This window comes from Herbidospora sp. NBRC 101105, assembly GCF_030269205.1.
Taxonomy (GTDB): domain Bacteria; phylum Actinomycetota; class Actinomycetes; order Streptosporangiales; family Streptosporangiaceae; genus Herbidospora; species Herbidospora solisilvae.
In genome coordinates this window covers 218,372-233,312 of sequence record NZ_BSSX01000003.1, presented here as the reverse complement: position 1 = coordinate 233,312, position 14,941 = coordinate 218,372, and the positions used below count along the sequence as shown (strand labels likewise).

Annotated in this window: 10 protein-coding genes and 1 tRNA gene; 2 read left to right on the top strand and 9 right to left on the bottom strand. The window is 70.0% G+C overall.

Features of this window, described 5'->3' with window-relative positions; translation table 11 throughout:
- Positions 1-13: 13 nt before the first annotated feature.
- From QSK34_RS14965 to topA, 6 genes are all read right to left on the bottom strand, one after another.
- Positions 14-1,636 (bottom strand): hypothetical protein, encoded by a 1,623-nt coding sequence (locus tag QSK34_RS14965; protein ID WP_285584467.1) that lies wholly within the window; start codon positions 1,634-1,636, stop codon positions 14-16.
- Complete coding sequence (locus QSK34_RS14960; RefSeq protein WP_285584465.1) at positions 1,633-2,160, bottom strand: SigE family RNA polymerase sigma factor; 528 nt, start codon at positions 2,158-2,160, stop codon at positions 1,633-1,635. The genes QSK34_RS14965 and QSK34_RS14960 overlap by 4 nt, the downstream gene beginning before the upstream one ends.
- Positions 2,161-2,198: 38 nt before the next feature.
- Positions 2,199-3,380, bottom strand: a complete 1,182-nt coding sequence (locus QSK34_RS14955) for a DNA polymerase III subunit delta' (protein WP_161480818.1) — start codon at positions 3,378-3,380, stop codon at positions 2,199-2,201.
- 9 nt (positions 3,381-3,389) lie between these two features.
- Positions 3,390-5,420: a dTMP kinase gene (gene tmk, locus QSK34_RS14950; RefSeq protein WP_285584463.1), complete on the bottom strand. Its 2,031-nt coding sequence runs from the start codon at positions 5,418-5,420 to the stop codon at positions 3,390-3,392.
- Positions 5,421-5,580: 160 nt separating this feature from the next.
- Complete coding sequence (locus tag QSK34_RS14945) at positions 5,581-6,807, bottom strand: metallophosphoesterase (RefSeq protein ID WP_285584461.1); 1,227 nt, start codon at positions 6,805-6,807, stop codon at positions 5,581-5,583.
- Positions 6,808-6,951: 144 nt separating this feature from the next.
- On the bottom strand, positions 6,952-9,696 hold the full coding sequence (gene topA, locus QSK34_RS14940) for a type I DNA topoisomerase (protein WP_285584459.1): 2,745 nt from the start codon (positions 9,694-9,696) through the stop codon (positions 6,952-6,954).
- A gap of 192 nt (positions 9,697-9,888) precedes the next feature.
- Between topA and QSK34_RS14935 the strand changes: the two genes are divergently transcribed.
- Positions 9,889-10,074: a DUF5703 family protein gene (locus QSK34_RS14935; RefSeq protein WP_081898449.1), complete on the top strand. Its 186-nt coding sequence runs from the start codon at positions 9,889-9,891 to the stop codon at positions 10,072-10,074.
- Between the two features lie 138 nt (positions 10,075-10,212).
- Here QSK34_RS14935 and QSK34_RS14930 read toward each other — a convergent pair whose 3' ends face one another.
- The 3 genes from QSK34_RS14930 to QSK34_RS14920 all read right to left on the bottom strand — a co-directional run bounded on the left by QSK34_RS14930 (position 10,213) and on the right by QSK34_RS14920 (position 14,253).
- Positions 10,213-12,132, bottom strand: coding sequence for a chaplin family protein (locus tag QSK34_RS14930; RefSeq protein ID WP_285584454.1), 1,920 nt, complete (start codon positions 12,130-12,132; stop codon positions 10,213-10,215).
- Positions 12,133-12,320: 188 nt separating this feature from the next.
- Entirely contained in the window at positions 12,321-12,764 is a 444-nt protein-coding gene (locus tag QSK34_RS14925) for a hypothetical protein (RefSeq protein ID WP_285584451.1), read from the bottom strand.
- 190 nt (positions 12,765-12,954) lie between these two features.
- A complete protein-coding gene (locus QSK34_RS14920) occupies positions 12,955-14,253 on the bottom strand; it encodes a M20/M25/M40 family metallo-hydrolase (protein ID WP_285584449.1) in 1,299 nt (432 codons plus the stop codon).
- 131 nt (positions 14,254-14,384) lie between these two features.
- Here QSK34_RS14920 and QSK34_RS14915 point away from each other — a divergent pair.
- A tRNA-Leu gene (locus QSK34_RS14915) sits at positions 14,385-14,470 on the top strand.
- Positions 14,471-14,941 lie beyond the last annotated feature (471 nt).

Here is a 14,941-nt window from a genome sequence, read left to right as displayed (position 1 = left end):
CTACGCGCCCTCTTTACCAGGCAACCACTCCGTCCATGACACGGCCGGGAATGTCCATCACCTTCCGGTACGTGTCCCCGGAGACCTCCCCGATCTCCTGTTCGCTCTGGACGAGCACACGACTCCCCCCGGCGGCCAGGTCGAGGACCCGCAACCAGGCCCGGCCCCGGTAGAGGACCTCGGCCGGTTCCTCACCGGCCGGGTCGAACGCCATGATCGCGGCCTCGGGGTCGTCCAGCCGGGTCATCCCGGTGCTCACCCCGGCGATCAGCCGTGTGCCGTCGGGCGACATGCGCACCCCGTAGAAATGGACCCTCGTCCCGTCGAGCTCACCCGACAACACCACACGCCGGGGCGGATCCCCTTGTTCGTCGGCGTCGAGCACGTAGACCTCGGGCGAATCGGCGCAGTCGACCATGCGCAACTGGTTGACCGGGATCTGCCCGTCTTCTCGAAGCGCGAAGAAGCGGCACGAACTGACCCCTTCCAGCGTACCCAGGGTGGACGGCACGGCCGTGGGCGCGGAATACACGACGATCCCGCCACTCGGCGACGGCGCGGGAGACGGGACCACGATCACCACGTCGCCGGACGCCATGGGCGTGGGCATCGGCACGATCACCACATCCTCCGGCGCCCCACCGGAAGGCACGGCCACCCCGCTCGGCGGCACGGATATGAACGCGGTAGGCACGCCGCTCGGAGCCGGAACCGGCGTCGGAGTCGGCGGAGGCGCGAGGCTGGGAGCCGGTGACAGCGTAGATACGCCGCTCGGAGCCGGTGTCGGCACAGGCGCGGCGCCCGAAACCGGTGTCGGCGCAGGCACGGCGCTCAAAACCGGTGCCGGCGGAGGCACGACGCTCGAAACCGGTGTCGGCGCTCCCGACGGCGCGACCCAGGGCGGCGCCGATGGGGAGCCCACGACCACCGCCGGTTCCGAGACCGTCACCGTCCGGCCTGCGGGTATCGTCGTGTACGCGATCTTGGAGCCGTCGTCGCTCGTGGAGATCGACGTGAACCCCGACCCCGCCTTGACCTGGAACCGCCGCCCCTCCCCCGACTGGGCGTCGGCGACCACGAGGAAGCCGCGGTCCTCGTCGTCGCGGCGCACACAGGGCACTGTCCCGAAGACCACCTTCGTCCCGTCACCGCTCACCGCGAACGCGCTGATCCTGCTGCGGGCCGCGGGACGTACCGGCACGTCGGCGAGCTCCCCGGCGCGCCCGGCGTCGTCCACGGTGAATCGCACGATCCTGCTGGAGCAGAACGCGGGCCCGTTCAGCAAGGCGTAGAAGGTGCGATTGTCCGGCGCGGCCTGGACACTCCGGTAGAGCCACCCCGGCATCGCGCCGACCCGGTCCAGCTCGGCTCCGTCCGTCACCCCTCGGACGATCAGCTCCGACTGCTCCCTGGCCTCCACGATGAACCGAGGGGCCGCCGTGCCCGCCGCCGTCTGGTTCAGGCCGCCGCGCGTCATCACCACGCTCCCGGCGATCGCCAGCCCGACCGCCAGCGCCGCCGCCACGGGCACCAGAAAGCCCTTACGAGCCTGCTCCAGACGTAGCGGAGGAACTTCGGAGATCGTGTCACCGGCGGCGGTCGTCGCGTCCTTAAGGCGGGAAATGACGTCGTTCATGCGTTCTCTCCAAGAATGCGGCCCAGCGCGTCGAGCGCCCGGGAGGTCGTGGACTTCACGGTCCCCTTGCTGACCCCCATGGCCTGGGCGGTCTCCTCCTCCGACAGTTCGGCGTAGTACCGCAGCACCAGCGCCTCCCGCTGCCGCTGCGGCAGCCGATGCAGGGCCTCCAGGACCTCCCGGCGTTCGGCCCCGAGTAAGGCCGCCGACTCCGCCGACCAGACGGGTGGGTCGTAGGCCCCCGCGAACCACGACGGCAACCGTCTTCGCCGCAGCACGCTGCGCGCGTTGTTCAGCACCGAACTACGCAGATAAGGCACGGCCGCGGCCGGATCACGAAGCAGCCGCCACCGCCGGTGCAGCCCCAGAAACGCGTCCTGGACGGCGTCCTCGGCGCTCTCCCGGTCACCGACCATGATCAGGGCCAGCTTGGTCAGCCCGAGCGCATGCTCCTCGTAGAGGCGGCTGATCGCCTCATCCCGGTCACCGGAGGAGAGGGCGATGTCCACCGTTTCGGCCTGCATGCTTCAGAGACGTACAGAACCCTCTGAGGTTGCTCGTCTCAGCCGACCGGTTTCCACAGCGCCAGGGTGAGCGCCTCGACCGCGATCTGCGGGTTGACGTTGGCCGCGAGTCGTTCGCGGCACTGCATGATCGCCTGGGTGCGCTTCAGCGTCTCCTCGGGCCGCGACGCCCGCGCCGCGGCTTCGAGTTCGGCCCGCCGGTCGCCGTTGGCCAGCTCGACCGGCGCCCCGAACTGCACGGCCAGCACGTCGCGGTAGAACGCCATCAGGTCGAGCAGCGCCGTGTCGAGCGACTCGCGCTTGATCCGGGTCGCCCGGGACTTCTGCGCCGTCTCCAGCTCCTTCAGCGCGCCCGCGCCGCCCCTGACCAGCCCCTTGTTCAGGCCCTTCCCGGTCGAGCCCTCGCCGTAGATCGCCCGCAGTTCGGCGATCTCAGTCTCGTTGAGCTCGGCGGTGGCCGCCGCGGCGTCCTCGTCGGCGGTCTTCACCAGCTTCTCGGCCGCGGCGATGCACTCGCCGACGTTGGTCAGGCTTTTGGGAATTGACAGTACGGCCTCGCGCCGCCCCCTGGCCGACTCGTCGAGCGCCAGCCGCCGGGCCCGAGCCAGGTCGCCCTGAGCCGCCCGCGCCACCGACTCGGCCACCCCGGGAGCCACATTGTCTCTGGTCACGAGGGCATGGGCCACCGCCTGACTCGACGGCGTCACCAGGGTCACCACGCGGCAGCGCGACCGGATGGTGATGATCATGTCGTCGGGAGCCGGCGCGCAGAGCAGCCAGACCGTGCGCGGCGGCGGCTCCTCGATGGCCTTCAGGAGGGCGTTGGCCGCCTGCTCGGTGGCCCGGTCGGCGTCGTCGAACAGCACCACCCGCCAGCGGCCCATCGTCGACCGCCCGGCGGCCCGGAGGATCAGCTCGCGGGTCTGCTTGACGCCGTACGAAAGCCCTTGGGGCCGGACCGACTCCAGGTCGGGGTGGGAGCCGATCATCACCTGGTGGCACGCGTCGCAGTGGCCGCACCCCCGGTCGGGGCAGAGCAGGGCGGCGGCGAAGGCCTTGGCGGCGTCGAAGCGCCCGGAGCCGGGCGGGCCGGTGAAGAGCCACGCGTGGGTCATGCCCGCGCCGCGGCCCCCGGCGAGCACCTCGGCGGCAGCGGCGGCGGCCCGGCGCAGGACCGTCGCGGCCTGTTCCTGGCCGACGAGGTCATCGAACACGTCCACCCGGAAAGGCTAGTCCCTGATCGCGGGCATCGTTCCGGTGTTGGCCTCGGTCTCCCGGGGCACGGGGTCGGGCAGCACCTCACGGACCCGATCCTGGATCAACCGGGACACCTCAGACTGGCTGAGCGTGCCGTCGACGACGAAGTAGCGCTCGGGTTCGCGGGCGGCCAGGGCGCGGAACTCCGAGCGCACTCGCTCGTGGAAGTCGAGCGGCTCCGACTCGATCCGGTCGGCGGGGTGGGCGTGGCGCCGCAGCCCCACCGACGGGGGCACGTCGACCAGCACGGTCAGATGGGGCACCAGCCCGCCGGTGGCCCACTGGTTGACCTGGGCGACCTCGTCGGTCCCGAGGACCCGTCCGGCCCCCTGGTAGGCCAGCGACGAGTCGACGTAACGGTCGCAGACCACCATCGACCCGCGCTTCAGCGCCGGCCTGATCACCTTCTCGACGTGTTCAGCCCGGTCGGCGGCGTAGAGAAGCGTCTCGGCGTGGGCCGACAGGCCCTGGTGGGTGGAGTCGAGCAGGATGGCCCGCAGCCGCATGCCGACCTTGGTCGACCCCGGCTCCCGGGTCTGGACGACGTCGAACCCCTGGTCGCGCAGCCAGATGGCCAGCAGCCGCGACTGGGTGGTCTTGCCCGACCCCTCGCCGCCCTCGAAGGCGATGAACATGCCCGGCGCCTCTTCCTGGGGCTCGGGCGCGAACCGCTCGCCGCGCAGCGCGGCCAGCAGGTCGACCCGCAGCGGCACCTCGGGCCGGTCGTCGAGCCGCCGCAGCGACAGGACGCCGATCACCACGGCCGCCACGGCCCCGACGAGCAGCACCAGGTTGGCCCCGTCGAACGCGTAGACCAGCCCGTTGACCACCAGTTCGTGTTCGCCGAAGAACCCGCCCACGAGCGCCGCCACGGCGACCACGCCCAGGAACACGACCCGGGCGGCGGCGTGGAGGAAGTCGACCGGCCGCCGCCCCTCGGACTCGGCCTCGATCATGGTGAAGCCGATGATCCAGGCGATGCCGGCGAACACCCCGGAGACGAAGGTCAGCACGGCCACGAGCACCAGGTTGTGGATCAACCCGACGGCGGCGACCGTCACCCCGGCCATGATGATCGAGAGCCCGAAGAACCGTCTGCGCGACAACTCCGTCAGCCACCGCAGCCCGAAGAACGACCCCACGGCCGCCCCCACGAAGACGGCGCAGAACACCGTGGCGTATCCGGCGTCGCCGCCGCCGAGCACCCCGACGTAGGCCCGCCCGACGGCCACCACGATGGAGACCGCGGCGAACACGCCGATCATGCCGACGTAGAGCCGCTTGACGGCCCTGTTCGCGGTCGCGAGCCGCCATCCGTCGGCGAGCTGGGTCAGCACCGACGGTCTGGGGGCCCCGCCCGCGTTGCGCAGGTCGAGGGTGAAGACCAGCGCGGCGGTGGCGAGGTAGCAGATCCCGGCCACCACGATCATGATCTTCCCGGCGCCGAGCCCGAAGCCGGGCACGATCGCGGTGATCACGTTGACCAGGCCCGCCACCAGGGCGAACAGGAAGGCGGCGAGGGGGGCCATGGCGTACCAGGCGAGCAGACCCACCCGGTCGGCGTCGGCCCGCCGGTCGGCCGGCACCAGCCCGGAGACCGCGGCGTCGCGCCCCGCGCCCCACACCAGGGACGCGCACTCGATCAGGAACATCGCCAGGATGAGCCACTGGTGGCCGCCGATCAGCAGCGCCAGCAGGACCACCACGAACCGCACAGCGTCGGCCGCGGCCATGGCCAGCCGCCAGTCGACCTTGGAGACCAGCAACCCGGCCAGCGGCCCCAGCAGGACGGCCGGGAGCAGCTTGGCGAGGAAGACCCCGCCGATCACCAGGCTCTGCGTCGGGTAGCCGTCTCCTTGCGTGAGCGTCCCGGCCAGGGCGGTCAGCGTGATCAGGGCCAGCCAGTCACCCAGCCCGCCGACGGACATCGCGGTCCACAGGCGGCGGAACGGAGCGATGGCCAGCACGTGGGAGGGCTTGCGGGCCCGGCCGGGGGTGCTCATGGTGTCAGCGTATCCAGGTGCTCGCTGCGGGTGGGGGGCTGGAGCAGGCCGGTTTGCCCCGGCTGCTCATCGCCTGAGGGTATTACGAACCGCGTGGTGCCGCAGTAGTCATGCGCTTTGGCCACCACTTCGGCGGGAGCGCCAACCAAGCGCCGGGGCTTCACGTCAGCTCGATCAGAGTGATCTCCGGCGGCGCCCCGACACGGACCGGCGGCCCCCAGAACCCGGCCCCCCGGGTGACGTAGATCGGCATGTCGCCGATCTTGCCCAGCCCTCTGACGACCGGCTGCTGGAGCGGCACGATGCGGTCGAACGGGACCATCTGCCCGCCGTGGGTGTGGCCGGACAGCTGGAGGTCGACCCCGGCCTTCGCCGCCTCCAGGCCGATGACGGGCTGGTGGGCCAGCAGGATCGTCGGCACCCCCTCGGGCCGCCCGTGGAGCGCGAGCTCCAGATCGGGACCGTGGCGCACGGTGTCGCCCGTGACGTCGTTGACCCCGGCCAGCGTGAGGTTGCCGTGTTGGCCCTGGATCGTCACCCGCTCGTTGACGAGGGTCTTGATGCCGTATCCGCCGAGGAGGTCGATCCACGGCTCGGGCCCGTCGGCCAGGTAGTACTCGTGGTTGCCGGTCACGAAGTAGGTCTGCGGCCGGATGTGCTGGAGCGGGGCGGCCAGCGGGCCGAGTTCGCTGACCGGCCCGTCGACCAGGTCGCCGACGATGGCGACGAAGTCGGCCTTCAGGGTGTTGATCAGCTCGACGATGCGCTCGGTGTGGCCGATGCCCGTCAGCGGCCCGAGGTGGATGTCGCTGACCAGGGCGACCCGCATGCCGCCGGCGAAACCGGGCAGCGAGATCCGCACCTTCTCGATGACCGGTGCGCCCAGCCCCGACTTCAGGCCGAACCCGACGATCGTGCCGGCCCCGATCCCGGCCGCGACGGCGGCCGCGCGGTTGATGAACAGCCGCCGGTCGGGCCGCTCGGGCGGTTCGACGACGTCTTCGACCTCGATCTCGATCTTCTTCGGCCCGAACGTCGACCCCACCGTGGCCGGGACGACCTTGGGCGGCGGCGCCTCCTTGACCGGGTCGCCCTTGAAACGGCGGTTGAGGATCAGCCGGGGGATCTCCAGCACGAGGCAGATCAGCGTCAGGTAGAACATGACCGCGACCCAGATGAACCCGGGCCAGGCCAGCACGTGGACGACCCACGACGACGACACGCGGCTGCCCACCAGGGCCACCAGCAGCAGCCCGAGCAGCACGATCAACCCGCCGGTCAGGGCCCTCCTGGCCCGCCCCGGCAGCGTCGTCGACCGGATCAACCGCCGGTAGAGGTAGTAGTGGACGGCGAAGACCACGCCGAACACGACGACGAGAAAACCCACGCGTACCCCCTATCGGACCGCGCTCATGCTACGAGCAAAGAACCCGCGCGGCGCAGCCGGGAGAGCCGCCTGTGGACAACCTGTCGCCTGTGGACAACGGCCACCTGCGCGGCGGACCGCGCAGGCTCACACGTCGTGAAACGGCTACTTCGCCTTGGTGTTCGCCCGGGCCGTCGGCTTCGAGGTGGTCGACTTCGCCGCCGCCGTCTTGGCCTTCGTGGCGGTGGCCTTCGCCGTCGTCGCCTTCTTCGCCGGAGCCTTCTTGGCGGGCGTCTTCTTCACCGGGGCCTTCTCACGCCGGTCGGCGAGCAGCTCGGCCGCCCGCTCGATCGTGATGTCCTCGACCGTGTCGCCCTTGCGCAGCGACGCGTTGGTCTCGCCGTCGGTCACATAGGGCCCGAAACGGCCTTCCTTCACCACGACCGGCTTCTTCGACGCCGGGTCTTCGCCCAGTTCGCGCAGCGGTGCGGCGGCGGCCCTGCGGCCCCGCTGCTTCGGCTGCGCGAACACCTCCTTGGCCTGCTCGATCGTCATCGTGAGCAGCTCCTCCTCGGCCGTCAGCGACCGGGAGTCGGTGCCCTTCTTGATGTAGGGACCGAACTTGCCGTTGTGGGCGACGACCTCCTCGCCGTCGATCTCCCCGATCACGCGGGGGATCGTCAGCAGCCGCAGCGCGTCGTCGAGGGTGATCGTCTCGGGATCCATCGACTTGAACAGCGAGCTGATGCGCGGCTTCGGCTGGTCGGCCTTCTTCACCCGCTTCTTCGGGGCGTCGGCGGCCGGCGCGTCCTCGGGGAGCACCTCGGTCACGTAGTGGCCGTAGGGCCCGTTGCGCACCCAGATCGCGTGGCCGGTCACCGGGTCGGTGCCCAGCTCGCGGGCGCTGGAGGGCTGGGCGAACAGTTCTTCGGCCTTCTCGGCGGTCAGCTCGTCGGGCGTGACGTCGCTGGGCACGTTGACCTTCGCGCCCTCGCGGTCGAGGTAGGTGCCGTAGCGGCCCACCCGGATCACGATGTCGGTTCCCTTGATCGGGAACGAGCTGATCTCCTTGGCGTCGATGTTGCCCAGGTCGCTGACCAGGTCTTTCAGACCCTCGTCACCGTCGCCGCCGTCGCCGAAGTAGAAGCGCCGCAGTTCCGGCACCCGCTCGGCGCGGTCGTTGGCGATGTCGTCGAGGACCTTCTCCATCTCGGCCGTGAAGTCGTAGTCGACCAGGTTGCCGAAGTGTTGCTCCAGCAGGTTGACCACGGCGAAGGCCAGGAACGACGGCACCAGCGCGGTGCCCTTCTTGAACACGTAGCCGCGTTCCAGGATCGTCCCGATGATCGACGCGTAGGTCGACGGCCGGCCGATCTCGCGGTCTTCCAGCTCCTTGACCAGCGACGCCTCGGTGTAGCGGGCGGGCGGCTTGGTCGCGTGGCCGGCCGGCGCGAGCTCCAGGACGTTGACCGCCTGGCCCTCGGTGAGATTCGGCAGCCGCTTCTCGGAGTCGTCGCGGTCGGTCGACGGGTCGTCGGCGCCTTCGACGTAGGCCTTCAGGAAGCCGTAGAACGTGATGGTGCGGCCGGTCGCGCTGAACTCGGCCTGCTCGCGGTCGGCCAGGACCCGGACGGAGACCGACTCGCCCTCGGCGTCTTTCATCTGGGAGGCGACGGTGCGCTGCCAGATGAGCTCGTAGAGGCGGAACATGTCGCCGGAGAGCCCGGTCTCACCGGGGGTGCGGAACTCCTCACCCGACGGGCGGATCGCCTCGTGGGCCTCCTGCGCGTTCTTGACCTTGCTGGCGTACACCCTCGGCTTGTCGGGGACGTAGGCCGAACCGTAGAGCTTGATCGCCTGCGCCCGCGCGGCCGCGACGGCGGTCTCCGACAGCGTGATGCTGTCGGTACGCATGTAGGTGATGAACCCGTTCTCGTAGAGCTTCTGGGCCACCTGCATGGTGAACTTCGCCGAGAACCCCAGCTTCCGGCTCGCCTCCTGCTGGAGGGTGGTCGTCCGGAACGGCGCATAGGGCTTTCTCGTGTACGGCTTGCGCTCGACCGAACGTACCGAATAAGAGGCCCCGTTCAGCCGACCGGCCAGCGCGGTGGCCGCGGCCTGGTCGAGGTGGAGCACGTCTTGCCTGGTCAGCAGGCCGTCGGAGCCGAAGTCGCGGCCCTGGGCGACCCGCTTGCCCGCGACCGACAACAAAGTGGCGCCGAACCGGCTGGGATCGTCACTGTCGAGCCCGGTGTCGAAAACGGCGGAGAGGTCCCAGTAGGAGGCGCTGGTGAACGCGATGCGGTCACGCTCCCGCTCGACCACCAGCCGCGTCGCGACCGACTGCACGCGGCCCGCGGAGAGCCCCTGCTTGACCTTCTTCCACAGGACCGGGCTGACCTCGAAGCCGTAGAGACGGTCGAGGATGCGCCGGGTCTCCTGAGCGTCGACCAGGCGCAGGTTGAGGTCGCGGGGGTTGGCCACGGCGTCGCGGATCGCCTGCGGGGTGATCTCGTGGAACACCATCCGGTGGACGGGCACCTTCGGCTTCAGCACCTCACGCAGGTGCCACGCGATGGCCTCGCCCTCGCGGTCTTCGTCAGTGGCGAGGTAGAGCTCGTCGGCCTCTTTGAGGAGCTGCTTCAGCTTCGAGACCTGCGACTTCTTGTCGCTGTTCACGATGTAGAGCGGCTCGAAGTCGTCGTCGACGTTCACGCCGAGCTTGGCCCAGGCCTGGCTCGCGTACTCCTCGGGGATCGTGTCGCCCTTCCCCGGAAGATCGCGGATGTGGCCGATGCTGGACTCGACGACGTAACCGCGCCCGAGGTACCCGGCGATCGTCTTCGCCTTGGCGGGCGACTCGACGATCACCAGGCGGGTTCCGCCGGCGTTGCCGTTGTTCGCTGGCACGCTGCTACCTACCTCGCTGTTCGCTGCTTTTCCCCGTCGGTGTGGGCCTTTCACGGTAACCCGTCACGAGCGGCCCTCCCCCTCGGGCTACCCGGGTGGGCCCCGGTCTGTAACCACCTGGACCCGTTATCCCACGAGGACGCAGAATAGAGCCCATCGGACTCCACCGTCCCCAACGGGAGACTAATCGCTGTGCTCGACTACTCCTACATGGAGCTCTTCCTTCCACGCGGAACCTCGCGTGAAGCGGCTCGTCAACTCCTGACGGAACATGCCGAATACGGCCATTGGGAACTCCACCGTCTGCGCCTCTATTCCGACGGCAGCCGCAGGGTCTGGCTGCGACGGAAGATCATACGCGCGGTCAGCACCCTTTAAACATGGCTTTGCCCGCCCCGGGCCGCGCCCCCGAGACGGGCAAAGCTTTCCCGCCTCCCCCAGCGGGAACCGCCCGGCCGGGGGAGACACCTTGTTGACTCACCGCCTGACGGCGGCGGCACGTTCTTACTTGCGGTGTTACTTGCGGCGGCCGAAGCGCAGGCGGCGGGCGCCGGCGAACAGGGTGGCCGAGGCGGCGAACATGGCGCCCAGCAGCAGAGCGGCCAGCGAACCCGCGTTCATGCCGGTGATCGAGTCGGGCTGGGCGGCGCTCATCAGGCCGAGCCCGCTGACGGGCAGGGCCGAGGCGGCCGAACCGAGCGAACCCGCGACCGGCAGGCCCTGGGCCGCACCGGTGACCGGGGCCAGCGGGCTGGCCTGCGCGTTCTTGGCGGGAGCCTTCTTGCCACCGGCCGCGGCCGGGACGGCCGGAGCGCCGGGCAGACCCGGCAGCGCCGGGAGGCCGAGCATGCCGGGCAGGTCGCCGACCAGCGGCAGACCGGCGGCGCTCATCTTGGTGAGCTGACGGGCCGAGCTCATCGCCGGCAGGGCGGGCAGCGGGCCGGAGGTCTCGGCCGCGTCGACCTTGCCCCAGCTCTGGGTCAGGTTGTCGTAGCCGTCGCCGCTGGTGTGGTGGACCGAACGGCCGACCCGGCTGCCGCCGAGGCACCCGGCGGCGGCGTCGCCCAGCCCGGCGACGGCGTTGCCGCACGCGTTGATGGGCGCCGTGATCGGCGCGATGATCTGGTTCCCGGCGAGCACGCCGGACTTGCCGTTGGTCCTGTTGCCACCGCCGCCGGGCCCGCCTTCGGCGGAGACCTCACCGGTGCAGTGGGCCTCGGCCCCGCCCGCCGCCGCGACGGCGTTGCCGCACGCGTTGATCGGCGCGGTGATCGGCGCGATGACCTGGTTGCCCGCGACGACGCCCGACCGGCCCGAGGTGGTGTTGCCCCCGGCGCCCTTGCCGCCGTTCTTGGCCGTGGCGCCGCCCTTGCACCCGGCGAAGGCCTCGCCGAACAGGGCGACCGCGTTGCCGCAGATGTTGATCGGCGCGGTGATCGGCGCCACGACCTGGTTGCCCGCGACGACCCCGGACCGGCCGTCGGTGGTGTTGCCGCCCGCGCCGGTGCCGGGCGTGGTGTTGACCGCCTCGGAACCGCCCTTGCATCCGGCCAGCGCGCCCCCGATGGCGTTGCCGCAGACGTTGACGGGCAGGTTGACCGGGGCGATCACCTGGTTGCCGCTGCCGGCGCCGAACCGGCCGTCGGTGTCGTTGCCGGTCGAGCCGGGCTTGCCCGGACCGTGCTGGTATTTCGGCCCGGGGTCGCCGTTGGTCGAGGTCGAGCCGCCCTTGCAGCCCGAGAACGCGTCGCCGAAGACCGCGACGGTGACACCGCAGACGTTGATCGGCGCGCTGACCGGCGCGATGACCTGGTTGCCGCCGAGCGCGGCCGAGCGGCCGGACGTGGAGTTGCCGCCGGGCCCGGCGCCGGTGTTCTTGACGGTCGAACCGCCCTTGCAGCCCGCGACGGCGTCGCCGAAGATGGCCACCGCGTTGCCGCACGCGTTGATCGGGGCGCTGATCGGCGCAGTGACCTGGTTGCCGCCGAGCAGGCTGTGGTCGCCGTTGGTGGTGTTCTTGCCGGCGCCGCCGTGGCCCGACGTCTTGACCTCCGAGCCGCCCTTGCACCCGGCGTCGGAGTTGCCGAACAGCGCGATCGCGTTGCCACAGGCGTTGATCGGCGCGCTGACCGGCGCGTTCACCTGGTTGCCGCCCAGGACGCTGCTCTTGCCGGAGGTGTTGCCCTGGATGCCCTTGCCGGAGGTGCTGCTGTTGTCGACGGACGCGCCGCCCTTCGACGTGGCGGTCGAGCCGCCCGCGACCCCGACGGCGTTGCCGCTCAGGTCGATCGGGAGGGACACCGGCAGGTTGACCTGGTTACCGCCACCGATCGAGCTCTGTCCGTCGGTGTCGGCGACAGCGGTCCCCGTGCCGAGGGCCATGACGCCGGCCGCGAGGAGAGCCGCGGGGGCAGAGCCCTTCGCCCACGTTCGCATGATGAAAACTCCATTTGTTCTGGGGGTACCTGACAACTCGTGACAGAAGAACTCCTGGCCGAAGGCACAGCGGAGCCATGGAGCGTCACGAGGATTGGGGAATTCCGCGACTTCCGCGCGGAGAAGGAGATGCCTGCCTGACGAGGAAGAGTCAGGGCACAGGCGAGACCGATCGCCGGATCGCGGGATCAGTCAGGGGAGAAAGAAGGGTCGTCCGCCGCTGTGCGGACGACCGGGGGAAGCACGGCCGCCAGGGGAACAGGCAGGGCCGCGGGCCGCGGGCCGGAGAAGGACCGAGCGACATCCCCGAAAAGGATGGAACCGCCGCCGTTCGGGGGAACGAGCCCGTTGCCCTGAGAGTGTTCGGCGGAGGCAGGAGGAGGCGCGACCGGCGTGGACGAGCTGGTGAGCCCGTCGACGTTGCGCCCGGCCATGGCCTGCGCGTCGCCCGCCGTGGGGAACCCGTCGGTGACCTGCACCGACCCGGCGACGACAGGTGAGGGGACGGTGCCGGTGGAGGCGTGTGCCTCACCGGCGAACCCGAAGACCACTCCGAGCACCCAGCCGACGACGATCAGACCGCCGACGACCAACAGGCGACTCAGCCGGGAACCGGCCGCGAACCGCGCCATCCGAGCTTCCCGGCTCCCGGCCGGGACGGCCGCGTCCTCACGCCGGTCAGCGATGGACGCGAACGCCCCTCGCTGAACACTCGGCATGCGGAACACGCGACCTCCCAGGTGCCGTCGAGCCGCCCAGTGCGGATCAACCCCTCAACGCGGAGTAACTTTACAGCCACGCCAAGTGATCGCAAGCCGTTACTCAGGAGAAGTCAAGGAACCGATCAAGCACCCGCACCCCAAACTGGAGCGAATCGACCGGCACTCTCTCGTCCACGCCATGGAACATCCCAGAGAAGTCCAGGTCAGCGGGCAGCTTGAGCGGAGCGAACCCGAATCCGCGAATTCCCAGCCGGCTGAACGCCTTGAGGTCGGTCCCGCCGGACAGCATGTAGGGCACGGCCTTCGCACCCGGGTCCTCGAGTTCGAGCGCGTCGGCCATGGCCTTGACCAGCCGCCCGTCGAACGAGGTCTCGACCGCGATGTCGTGGTAGTCGAACTCGCGCGTGACGTTGGGCCCGAGGAGCTCGTCCACGGTCTGGAAGAACTCCTCCTCCTGGCCGGGCAGGAAGCGGCCGTCGACCCGGGCGGTCGCGGTCTGGGGGATGACGTTGGCCTTGTATCCCGACTCGAGCATCGTCGGGTTGGTCGTGTTGCGCAGCGTGGCGCCGATCATCCGGGCGAGCGGCCCGAGCTTGGCCACGGCCGCCTCGGCGCTCTCGGCCTCGATCTCGATGTCGAAGGCCTCCTTGAAGAAGGAGCTGACCGTAGGGGTGATCCGGATCGGCCACTCGTACCGCCCCAGCCGGGCGAGCGCCTCGGAGAGCTCGGTGATGGCGTTCTCGTGGTTGAGCATCGACCCGTGGCCGGCCCGCCCCGTGGCGGTCAGCTTCATCCAGGCGATGCCCTTCTCGGCGGCCTCGATGAGGTAGAGCCGCTTGTCCTCGGCCAGGGTGACACTGAACCCGCCCACCTCGCCGATGGCCTCGGTGGCCCCCTCGAAGAGGTGCGGATGCTTGTCGACCAGCCACTGCGCGCCGTAGTTGCCGCCGGCCTCCTCGTCGGCCGTGAAGATGAGGAGGACGTCCCGCTCGGGCCGCCGCCCCTCCCGCAGCCGCTTGCGGACGGTCGCGAGGATCATGGCGTCCATGTCCTTCATGTCCACCGCCCCCCGCCCCCAGACGCACCCGTCGGCGATCTCCCCCGACAGAGGATGATGCCGCCAGTCCTCGGCACGGAACGGGACGACGTCGAGGTGACCGTGGAGAATCAGACCCTCACGGTCGGGGTTGGTGCCCTCGATCCGGGCGACGACGTTCGCCCGCTTGTGATCGCTTTCCAGGATCGTGGCCTCGATCCCGACTTCGCCCAGCTTTGCCGCTACGTACTCCGCCGCCTCACGTTCCCCCGGCCCGCGGTTGTCGCCCGCGTTCGTGGAGTCGATGCGGATGAGTTCCTGGCACAGGGTGACGACGTCGTTCTCGCCGGTGACGGCGGTCATGGCGTTCCTCCAGAGCGTGGTTCGGCTTGCCTCTCCCATCCTGCCGGTTGGATCTCGGGATGAACCACGCGGCGGGGAGTGCTAACCTTTAACAGCCGACGCGGGGAAGACGTTCCATGTGTGGGTCACCGGTCCGGGTGGCGGAATAGGCAGACGCGCTAGCTTGAGGTGCTAGTGCCCAGTGATGGGCATGGGGGTTCAAGTCCCCCCTCGGACACGTACCGACAGCCTATGGAATCCTGGTTGCTGACAGCAGCAACCAGGATTTTCTTTTGTCCGGGGTGGTATGTGAGTCTCAGGCCGAGTTCCTTGTAGATCTTGGCCTTGCGGGTCGGCTCAGCCCGGCCGAGGACGTCCACCAGGCCGCCCAAGTCTCGAAGGGCGGCGGCGAGCTCGTCGCGGTCGAAAGTCCGCCGTTGAGGGACGGGCAGGTGCCGGAGCTTGTGTTCCAGAGCGGCCTTGCGTTTCTGCTCTTCACCCATCCAACCGGCGACCAATGCTGCGTCGGCACCCGCTTCCAGAGCCGCGCGATGGCGGGCGAGCTTTCGATCACACTCGGCCATCTGACGGCGGATGTTCTCGGCTTCGGTGACCTCGGGAGCTGGTGTCTCTTCCACTTCGCCGAGCAGATCCAGGGTTCGGTTGATGTTGGACGGGCTGAACAGGCGCTCCAACCAACGATCAAGCC

Coding starts and splice junctions, on each gene's coding strand:
- tmk (WP_285584463.1), bottom strand. CDS start 5,420: ATGAGCACCCCCGGCCGGGCCCGCAAGCCCTCCCACGTGCTGGCCATC.
- QSK34_RS14930 (WP_285584454.1), bottom strand. CDS start 12,132: ATGCGAACGTGGGCGAAGGGCTCTGCCCCCGCGGCTCTCCTCGCGGCC.
- QSK34_RS14965 (WP_285584467.1), bottom strand. CDS start 1,636: ATGAACGACGTCATTTCCCGCCTTAAGGACGCGACGACCGCCGCCGGT.
- QSK34_RS14920 (WP_285584449.1), bottom strand. CDS start 14,253: ATGACCGCCGTCACCGGCGAGAACGACGTCGTCACCCTGTGCCAGGAA.
- QSK34_RS14960 (WP_285584465.1), bottom strand. CDS start 2,160: ATGCAGGCCGAAACGGTGGACATCGCCCTCTCCTCCGGTGACCGGGAT.
- QSK34_RS14925 (WP_285584451.1), bottom strand. CDS start 12,764: ATGGCGCGGTTCGCGGCCGGTTCCCGGCTGAGTCGCCTGTTGGTCGTC.